Genomic DNA, 9357 nt, shown 5'->3' with positions numbered 1-9357 from the left:
AGGGCGCGGGTGCGGGCCTGTCGAAGGTCGGGGACATCAGCGCGGCGCTGAAGGGCGTCGGCACCATCGACATCCCGGCGCTCCCGGCGAACGCGATCGCCCTGCCGGAGGGTGCTGTGCGGCTGCCGGACGGCACGGTGAGCCTGCCGGAGGGCACGGCGATCCCGGACGGCGCGACGCGGCTGCCGGACGGGAACGTGAAGCTGCCCGACAACGCCACGGTGCTGCCGCCGGGCACGGTGAAGCTGCCCACCGAGGACGGTGTGCCGGCGCAGTACCTGGACCCGGACGGCAACATCCTCGACGAGGGCGGCAACGTCGTGCAGAAGGGCGCGGACGGCCCGGGCGACATCGTCGACCAGCCCGATGTGACGCCGCCCGCGTCGGGAGCGGACACCCCGCGGGTGGACTCCCCGGTCCGGGAACCGGCGCTGGTGGGCGCGGGCGCGGCCACGGTCGACAACGCGGGGCAGGTGATACGCCTGGGCAACGACGGCCTGGGGGATGCCGGCCGGGTGACCGAGGACGTCCAGACGGCTCCGACGGTCCAGGCGGGCGGGGATATACCGAGGGCTGGGACTGGGGCGGGGAACAACCTGCCGGGCGGGGCTGCGGACAACCTGCCGGGCGGCTCGGCCTACGACAACGGCCCGGGGCCGTCGGCCAGCCACGAACCGCCGAGTGGCGGCGGCCACGACACCCCAGGCGGTCCCACGGACGGTCCGGGTCCCGGCGGCGGAGCGCACGAGACGCCGCCGACCGGCGGTCACGAACCGCCGTCGCCCGGTGGCCATGAAAGCCCGGTGGGCGGACAGGGTGAACCGCAGCACGGCGGGCAGGGCCCGGGTCCCGTCGGGGAAGGCAACGGCGGGACCGGCCACAGGCAGGAACCGCCGGAGGTGGACTACCGAGAAGGAAACGAGACCCCGGCTGCTCCCACCGGCCCGATGCAGCCGGACCAAGAGGCGGCCGTCGCCGAGCAACTGGCGAAGGCGAGGATGGCGCGTCACGATATTGACAAGTCACTCGCCGGGCTGGGCAGGAGTGAGTACGGTGCCGGAATTGCCAAGCACATCATCGAGGGGAATTTGGCCGAGCTTCCCGGATATGGCGAGCTTCTGTCGCAGTGCAAGCAAGTCAGCAAGGCGAGCGACATGACCCCTGCTGTTTACATGGCGATGGAGCATGCGGCAGATCTCCAGGCCCGTGGTGTCGAAGGGTTGGCGCTGGAATTGAAAGACCCGGGAGCTGGTCTCGACCTGGATGTTCTGGTCAAGTCCGGTGACCGGATTTTGTACGGTGCCCAATTGAAGGACGTCGACAGTGCTGCGGGGCTCAACAGTGCCACCAAGGGCATTGCCGGCAAGCAGTTGAAGGGCCCCATTGACGGCATCAAGGTGGCGATCCTGGACGTGCACGATGTCAAGGCGGCACTGACGGATAAGATCATGGCTCGGATTGCGTCCCGCGCTAGGATGACAGAAGCCACCTTTGTGTTGCGATTCGAGGACGGCTCCATCACGATTCCGGCCAACGGCCCCACTTATCCGTAAGGAATAATCATGTCCATGCTGATGCGTGCGCCGCGTGCATGCGCGTCCTGGTTCTGGGACCTGGAGGACTACGCGCCGCCCGGGTTGCGATCGGCGCTGGTCGCCGCTGCCCGGATGGCTGACGTCCTGCGGAAACACGAGCTCCTGGAGCCGCGCAGCCTGGAATGGTCGTGGTTCATTCCGGGTTCGGGGGGTGCTCCGGCCTCGACCCGTCTGCACCTTCTCGGGCAGATCGACGACGAGCAGGTATTCCAACGCGTTCAAAAAATGCGTCCCGTGGGTTATCCGGAAGCAGTCGCGGGAGACATCCTCGTCGTGGGGAACGGAGCCTGGTTCGACGAGCACGGCGTGTTCCGACGTGAGTATCAACTCGTGGAATTGACGGTTTCCCCTGAGGAATTGGGGCTGTCGGCCGAGGTCTCCGTGCATCACGACATCTGGGGGCCGTTCGACTTCCGGGGTCACCCGCATCCGGAGGTGCACCGGCGCAACGCTCCCCGGCTTGCCGCCGCGCTGCGGGAGCTGGAGGCCGTGCTGGGAGCCGAGGCCGAGCCCGGCCAGCCGACGAACTTTGGACGAGCTGTGGGATACGGAGTCGACGAGCCGGTGGTCGTGGACGGCCGAGGACCTGATGTCACCGACCAACTCTGAACGGTCTTAGGACACCTTGAAGCCGGTCAACGGCACTCCCATCAGGCGCGGTAGTGGCCGAGGGAGACATCATGAGGGCCACCAGTACCGTCGCCCGTCGGACCTGGGGACGCGAGCACGAGGGAGACGGCGGCCTGCAGATCTGTTTGCGCGAGCTGTTCACCGCACCAGTGCCGTCGCCCGCTGGGCCTGAGACGCAAGTGGCGCTGCGCGGAACAGTGAGCTTCTTCGAGCTGGGCCCCGATCAGGTGACGCCCACCAAGCGCAACGAGCGAGGCCCCCGGGCAGTTGATCGAGACGTCTGACGTCTCAACCACGCTGCTCAGGGGCCTCGTTGGTCATCTATCCTGCCGCACTCGACCTGCCGCATGCACTCGTGGAGTGGGTCACCATGCTCATCGTCACCCGTGAGGGCGACCGGCGCTGCAAGCTCCGCCCGTCTCAGCGCGCGATGGTGGCACTGGTGTACCTACGCGAGCACACCACCCTGGCGAAGAGCGCTGCTGGGTTCGGGATCAGCGAGTCCACCGCCCACGCCTACACCAGTGCGGTCATCCACCTGCTCGCCCAGCGCGCGCCGGGTCTGCTGAAGGTCCTGCGCGAGGCCGACCCCGACTTCGTCCTGCTGGACGGCACCCTCGCCGAGTGCGACCGGGTCGGCGACTCACGCGCGGACTACTCCCACAAGCACCGCCGGCACGGAGTGAACGTGCAGGTGGTCACCGACCCACAGGGCTGCCTGCTGTGGCTCTCACCCGCGCTGCCGGGCCGGGCTCACGACCTGACCGCTGCTCGCACCCACCGCCTCATCCGTATCTGCGAGCGCCAGGGCGTCCCCATCCTGGCCGATCTCGCCTACCAGGGCGGTGGCCCCTGGCTGACCACAGGCATCAAGCGCAGGCCCCTGCAGGAACTCACACCCACCGAGAAGACCGTCAACCGGGCCCTGGCCGCGCGCGGGCACCGGTCGAACGCGGTGTCGCCAGCCTGAAGTCCCGGCGGATCTTCCGCAGAGCCCGCTGCAGCCCGAACCGCATGACGTCAATCGCCAAAGCTGTACTCACCCTGGAGCGGCAACGCTGAAGAAGCTCATTGATGTCAGGAACGCGAACCAGGCAGCAATCGACGACGTCAAGTCCATTGTGCGAAGAACGGCTGGGAAGACGATGTCATCTGGTACCCGTAAGGACTGGTCCCCTGTGAGTTTTCCGCCGGACGCAGCCGCTGCGCAGCGTCTGAGGGAGTGGCTCGACGACGAGGGCGGTCTCGACGCCGTGGGCCTGGACCTGAGCGGGGCCGACCTCACGGGCGGTGACTTCGCCGAGTCGTGGTTCACCGACGCGAAACTCGTGGGCACAAAGCTGGCCGAGGCGGACCTGTACCGGTCCGACGCGCAGGGCGCCGATTTCACGGGGGCCGACCTCACGGCGTGTTCCTTAGTGCGCGTGACTCTGGACGACGCCGTGCTGAGAGACGCGCGCCTGGACGGCGCGGACCTGGTGAAGGCGTCGCTCTACGGCGTCGATGCATCGGGGGCGAGTTGCCGCGGTGCCCAATTCATGGGGGCACTGCTGCACAAGGTGAACTTCTGTGCCGCCGACCTGCGGGAAGCGGTTTTCAAGGAGAACTCTTTCCAGGTCGTACTGGATGAGGAAACCGAACTGGGCGGGGCGACGGGTACGGTACTTGGTCCAGTGACAGTCGTGGACGGGGCGACCTCCCGCGAGTTGGCTGGAGCTGAACTCGAGGCATGGATTCACGGCAAGGGCGGCCGAATGCAGGTCATCAGCCCACGCTAGTGACGCCTCAGCGGCGGTTGCGCGGACTCCCCGGCCGCGGCAATCCCCGTGCCGTGTGCAAGCACTTCAGCGAGACGAGTGATTACGAGCCTTGTGGGCTGAACGCGCCACCGACGGAGGACCCCTGTCGATGCTGAAGCGTGCGCCGCATGCGCGTCCTGGTTCTTGGAGGCTGTGCATCGCCTGCGCCGGATGAGGGGGCCGACCTCGGCGGCGCTGATGTCACCGGCGCCTCCCCTGGTGCGGGGCAACCTGAACGATGCCGTTCTCCGGGGCGCCGTGCTCGACGGTGCCGACCTCGTCAAGGAGCCCCTGTGCCCCCTGCGAGCCAGCGGCAGCGGCTCAGTACGCCCGCGGTCCGTTCTTCGTCGCCCGTACCGTGCTCGTCGCGATGCCCGTCGGCTTCCTGCCCTTGTCGACGACCTCGCACTCGTACGTCGACGTGGTGTCGAGCGGCGCCAGGGTGGCCTTCGGGATGTCGTTGCACAGCGCGTGGTCGATGTAGCCCTTGAAGTTGCCGAACAGGAGCTTGGCCACGCCGGCCCTGGTGATGATGCCCGCGCTCGGCTTCGCCTCGTACTCACGTAGTCCGACGACCAGGACGCGTCGTCGCCGAAGGTGACCGTCCAGTCGATCTTCAGGCCCTCGTACGTCGTCGTGCACGCCGCCTTCTTGCCCTTGGCGGCCTTGAGGCCGGCGGGGCACTTGGCGGTCGTCGCGCCCTCGGCCTGAGCCATGTCCAGAGTTTGGACGATCAGTTCGTGCTCCAGCCGCTTCGAGAACGGGGCGTCGTCGGCCGGCGCGGCCGGCTCCAGGTCCGGGTTCATGTCCGGCTGGTCCAGGCGCTGGGGGAGCGGCGACCTGGTGACGCTCGGACCGCCGGACGGTTCACCGCCCGCGTCGTCCGAGGTCGCGTCCGTGCTTCCGCAGGCCGTGGCCAGCAAGCACATCAGGCCCACTGCCGTAACGATCTTCATACGCATGGTCGTCACTGTAGACAGAGGAAGCGCACGAAGGTGACCCGCTGTGGCTGGGGTGTCACCCACCGAGTCCTCCGGCCGCTCTCGCCAAATGTGGGGCTTCTGTGAGCGACTGGGACCTGGATTGCACACGTGACTGCTGGGTTGATAGACGTGACTGACATTCATGCGGTGATCCGAGTGATCAGTGATCCAAGTGGTCCGAGAATGGTCGCCTCTGCGGCCCGAGGGGGAGCGAGTTCGGTATGAAGTTCGACATGGGCGCGCAGACGCTGTCCACGCTGCAGCGTGACTCGCGCGGCGCGAGTGACGATCTCGGCAGTCTGGTGCGGCAGTTGGTGCAGGCGGCGCAGCCGCTGGAGGGCAAGTTCAACGGTTCGGGCCGGGCGATGTTCGACCAGTTCAAGGCGCGGGCCGACCAGATCGCCAATGACCTGAACGGGTCGCTGTCGGCGATCCTGGGCGGTCAGGCCGGCATGGACGGGGCGTTCAGCTCCGGTGACCAGGAGCAGGGCGACAACGCGCGGCAGCAGATGGCTGCGGCCAACTTCGACGGGGCGCGCTTCCGCTGATGCGCACCGGCCGGCCCGACCGCCGGACGTCGGGCAAGGCACGTTTCTTTTTCACGGGTTTCTCACGGGGAGTGGTGTGTGATGGCTGGTGCGGGTGCGGACCGTCGGTCGTACGACACGGGTGCGTCGGCTGACGCGCAGAGCAACATCCAGTCGGTGATCGGGCGGCTGGAGGAGGTCATCGGTCAGCGTGACCGGCAGGTGAAGGCGGCGATGGCGGACTTCACGGCTGATGGCGTGGCGGATGAGTACCACGGCAAGGAACAGCGGTGGAACAAGGCGTCCCAGGAGGTCAAGAACATCATTCACCTGCTGAAGACGACGCTGGAGAAGAACGACAACACGGCGCAGTCGACGCTGCAGCGGGCCAAGGCCGCCGTCGACAACATCGGCTGATCGCCGGGTTCCGTCGTCCGTGAGTCGTAAGTGGTGAGTCGTAGGAGTACGGGGGTTCTCGGTGACCGGCTGGGATCTGAAGCCGCAGGGCATTTCGAGTGTGCTGAAGACGACCGGTGAGACGGCGTCGAAGTTCGAGACGTACGGCAAGAATTTCGGTGACCATCTGACGTCGGCCGCGTCCAGTGCGGGCACGATCTCCGCCGAAGGCGGCGGGGGCGGCGAGCAGGCGGCGGGCGGACTCGTCGCGCTGGCGCTGTCGCAGTACGCCGAACGCGCGTCCAAAGACCTGCAGTTCGTCGCGGCCCGCGCGGGCAAGTCACTGCAGGGCGTGGTCGATGCCACCACCGCCTATCTCAACGGCGACCAGGAGATGGCCGCCGAGGCGCAGCGCAAGACGCTTGCCGCGCCGAAGATCGACATGCCCGGGGTGGGTAAGGCGTGATTCAGCCGGATCAGATTCCGCAGTTCACCGGCAACCTGGCGCAGCTGGAGAAGGACTACGCCGGCCTGAAGAAGGACGCCGGGAACATCCGCGGTGCGGGCAGTGACGTCCACTCCCAGTTCCAGGGCCTGTCGGCGTACTACCGGGCGCCGGAGGCGGAGCAGTTGTTCGCCACCACCAAGCCGGTGAAGGACAAGGCGGACGCGTTCGCGGACGATCTGGAGACGGTGTCCTCGGCCCTGTCCTCGTACGCGACCGAAGTCCGGCCGTTGGTCGAGAAGTTGAAGGAACTCAAGACCAGGGCGCAGACCTTCGTCGACTCCGTGAAGGACGACGACGAGTGGCAATACAACGGGGACAAGGTCGAGGAGCACAACGGGATCCGTGACGAGATCACGGCGACGGTTGCTGCTTTCTGGGCGGCTGAGCGGGCGTGCCACAACAAGATCACGGCGTTGTGGGGCGGCACGCAGATGGTCGCGGGGGACGGTTCGGACCGCAAGGACCAGTACGGGTTCTCGGCCGAGGACATGAAGAACGCGAAGCTTCCCTGGGGTGACCCGGTGGAGGAGAAGCACCACTGGTACGAGGTCGGCCACTGGGTGAAGTCCTTCGTGTGGGACGGGCTGATCGTGGACGGCGTCTGGGGCACGATCAAGGGCCTGGGCACGCTGGTGGGCTTCGGCGGCTGGGAGGCGATGGGCCAGGCCTGGAAGGGTCTCGCCCAGCTCGCCACCGGGCTCGCCCTCTCCTCCATCCCCGGCGTGGGGGCGATGTTCTGGTCGCTCCCGGACAACAAACTGCCCGGTTGGATCCGTGATTCGCGCACCGCGATGAAGGAGACCGGCAAGGCGCTGGTGGCGTGGGACCAGTGGGGCAAGAACCCCGCCCGCGCGGCCGGAGCGGTCACCTTCAACGTCGTGACCACCGTGTTCACGGGCGGTGCGGGCGCCGCCGCCTCGGGTGCGGGCAAGGCCGGCGCCGTGTCCAAGGCGCTGTCCGTCGCCGGCAAGGCCGGCCGGGTCATCGACCCCATGACCTACATCGCCAAGGGCGCCGGGGCCGGTCTGTCGAAGATCGGCGACATCGCCACCAGCCTCAAGGGCGTCGGCACCATCGACATCCCGACCCTCCCCGACGGCTCGGTCCAGCTTCCCGACGGGCGCACGCTCGCCCCGAACGGCAACATCGTCGCGCCCAACGGCGTGATCGACGCGACGCCGATCCGCCACGAGACGACGCCCACCGTCCCGCACGGGACCACGGCTCCCACGCTGCCCGACCACTGGACGATCCCGCAGGGCCAGCAGCCGGTGTACGCCGGGGTCCACGCGGGCGACGGTGGCGTGCACACCGTGGACAATGCGGCCAACGCCGGTCACTCCAACCAGCCCGGCGTGAACACCCCCGTCGGCGGCCACGTCCCCGGCGGCTCCCTCGACGCGACACCGACCCAGACGCCGTACGGCCACACGCCGGGCGGCCACGTCCCGGGTCCCGGCGCGTACGACAACGTGCCCGGACCGGGCGCGTACGACAACGTCCCGGGTCCGTCCGCGTACGACAACGGCACGCCGCCCCACACCGGCGGTCACGACGCTCCGGGCAGCGGCGGTTACGACGCCCCCGGCGGCTACACGGACGACGCGGCTCACGGGGCCGACGACGCCGCGCACGCGGGTGACGATGCCGCCCACGGTGCGGACGACGCGTCCCACGCCGGTGACGACGCCGCCCACGTCGGCGACACCGCGACCGACGCCGCCGCGCACCACGGCACCGACGTGCCGGACGCCCCGGGCCACCAGGGCACGGACGTGCCGGGCGGCGGGGCGGCGGACGAGCCGTTCGAGTACAAGCCGCAGATGTCGCACGCCGACTTCATGCGGCTCTCCGACGAGGAGAAGCACGCGGTCGCTGCTGCGGAGCTGGCGGAGGGGACCCTGCCGTTCGCCGACGACACGGCAGCCATCGCGTACGGACGGGACTACTGGAACGACTACGTCGACAACCTGGACCCCTCTGCCCGCCAGGCTCTCAACGACTACACCGGCGAAGGCTTCCCGTCCTACAAGGACATGAACGGGTACCTCAGGGGCACCGGCGGCTACGGACCGGATCCGGCGACCCTGCATGCCATCGATGAAGTGGACAGGGTTCTGTCGAGCCGTCCTGTCCCCGACAACATCATGGTGGTACGCGGTACCGGGCTCGACCATCTCAATCTCGACTCGCCTGCCGATATGCTCGGGAACACCTACCCGGACAAGGGGTACACCTCCACGTCTCTCGGCAACCACCCGGTGGACGGTTTCAAGGACAAGCCCGCGATTCTCCATCTCCGAGTTCCGAAGGGCACCCCTGCACTGTGGCTGGAGAAGGTCAGCCAGTTCGACGTGAAGGAACGGGAACTGCTGCTGGCTCGTGGCACCGAGTTCAAGGTGACCCGCGTCTTCATGGATGAGGCAGGCAAGTGGCAGGTCTACGGCGAGGTACTGCCCCGGCACTAGTCGGCCAGGCATCAGACACAGAGGGATGTGCACGTCATGACCAGTGAACGGCCGGTCAACCCGCGCCTGAACGAGGACCTGCCCCTGGAGGCCAAGCCGGGCGGCCCGCCCCGCTACCGGTCGACGACGGACAAGCCGGTGCAGTACGTCACTGTCGTCGACCCGGAGGCCGGCTCCGTGCTCGGATATGCCTGGGCGAGCGACGAGGACGATGCCGCGGGCTGGGTCACCAGGAAGGCAGGCGGCCCGCGTGCCTTCAACGAGGGCGTCACGTGGAGCACGCGGCTCCACGATGCGAAGGAGCGGGGCATCCGTCCTTCCGAGGCATTGGCCGAGCTGACCCGTGAAGGCGGAGCGGGTGGTGTCGGACAGATCCTTCCCGGCTCCCACAAGCAGGCACCGAACGCTGCGACCGTCAAGGCTCTCGCCGACCAGGCGTGAACCCCTGTGA

Annotated in this window: 8 protein-coding genes and 2 pseudogenes; 9 read left to right on the top strand and 1 reads right to left on the bottom strand. The window is 68.0% G+C overall.

Features of this window, described 5'->3' with window-relative positions:
- The 4 genes and pseudogenes from AB0M97_RS20655 to AB0M97_RS20640 all read left to right on the top strand — a co-directional run.
- A pseudogene (locus AB0M97_RS20655) lies at nt 1-1553 on the top strand (hypothetical protein); the annotation flags it as partial.
- 9 nt (nt 1554-1562) lie between these two features.
- On the top strand, nt 1563-2204 hold the full coding sequence (locus AB0M97_RS20650; protein WP_365962357.1) for a hypothetical protein: 642 nt from the start codon (nt 1563-1565) through the stop codon (nt 2202-2204).
- A gap of 334 nt (nt 2205-2538) precedes the next feature.
- Nucleotides 2539-3287 (top strand): annotated as a pseudogene (locus AB0M97_RS20645) (transposase family protein).
- Between the two features lie 116 nt (nt 3288-3403).
- On the top strand, nt 3404-4003 hold the full coding sequence (locus AB0M97_RS20640) for a pentapeptide repeat-containing protein (RefSeq protein WP_365962356.1): 600 nt from the start codon (nt 3404-3406) through the stop codon (nt 4001-4003).
- A gap of 342 nt (nt 4004-4345) precedes the next feature.
- Here the strand turns inward: AB0M97_RS20640 and AB0M97_RS20635 are convergent, their stop codons facing one another.
- Nucleotides 4346-4666: a hypothetical protein gene (locus AB0M97_RS20635; protein WP_365962355.1), complete on the bottom strand. Its 321-nt coding sequence runs from the start codon at nt 4664-4666 to the stop codon at nt 4346-4348.
- Between the two features lie 562 nt (nt 4667-5228).
- On the opposite strand from AB0M97_RS20635, the gene AB0M97_RS20630 reads away from it, so the two are divergent.
- The 5 genes from AB0M97_RS20630 (at nt 5229) to AB0M97_RS20610 (ending at nt 9347) form a co-directional block, all read left to right on the top strand.
- The gene (locus tag AB0M97_RS20630; RefSeq protein WP_365962354.1) at nt 5229-5555 is read left to right on the top strand and encodes a hypothetical protein; all 327 of its coding nucleotides are present in this window, start codon (nt 5229-5231) and stop codon (nt 5553-5555) included.
- An 81-nt stretch (nt 5556-5636) separates the two neighbouring features.
- On the top strand, nt 5637-5951 hold the full coding sequence (locus AB0M97_RS20625) for a pore-forming ESAT-6 family protein (RefSeq protein WP_365962353.1): 315 nt from the start codon (nt 5637-5639) through the stop codon (nt 5949-5951).
- 61 nt (nt 5952-6012) lie between these two features.
- On the top strand, nt 6013-6396 hold the full coding sequence (locus AB0M97_RS20620; protein ID WP_365962352.1) for a DUF6507 family protein: 384 nt from the start codon (nt 6013-6015) through the stop codon (nt 6394-6396).
- On the top strand, nt 6393-8906 hold the full coding sequence (locus AB0M97_RS20615; protein WP_365962351.1) for an ADP-ribosyltransferase: 2514 nt from the start codon (nt 6393-6395) through the stop codon (nt 8904-8906). Before AB0M97_RS20620 ends, AB0M97_RS20615 begins: the two co-directional genes overlap by 4 nt.
- A 36-nt stretch (nt 8907-8942) precedes the next feature.
- A complete protein-coding gene (locus tag AB0M97_RS20610) occupies nt 8943-9347 on the top strand; it encodes a hypothetical protein (RefSeq protein WP_365962350.1) in 405 nt (134 codons plus the stop codon).
- The last annotated feature ends 10 nt before the right edge of the window (nt 9348-9357 follow it).

Origin of the sequence: Streptomyces sp. NPDC051207, from assembly GCF_040682395.1 — a bacterium.
Taxonomy (GTDB): Bacteria; Actinomycetota; Actinomycetes; order Streptomycetales; family Streptomycetaceae; genus Streptomyces.
The sequence above is the reverse complement of the archived record's forward strand: the minus strand, read 5'-3'. Positions and strand labels throughout refer to the sequence as shown.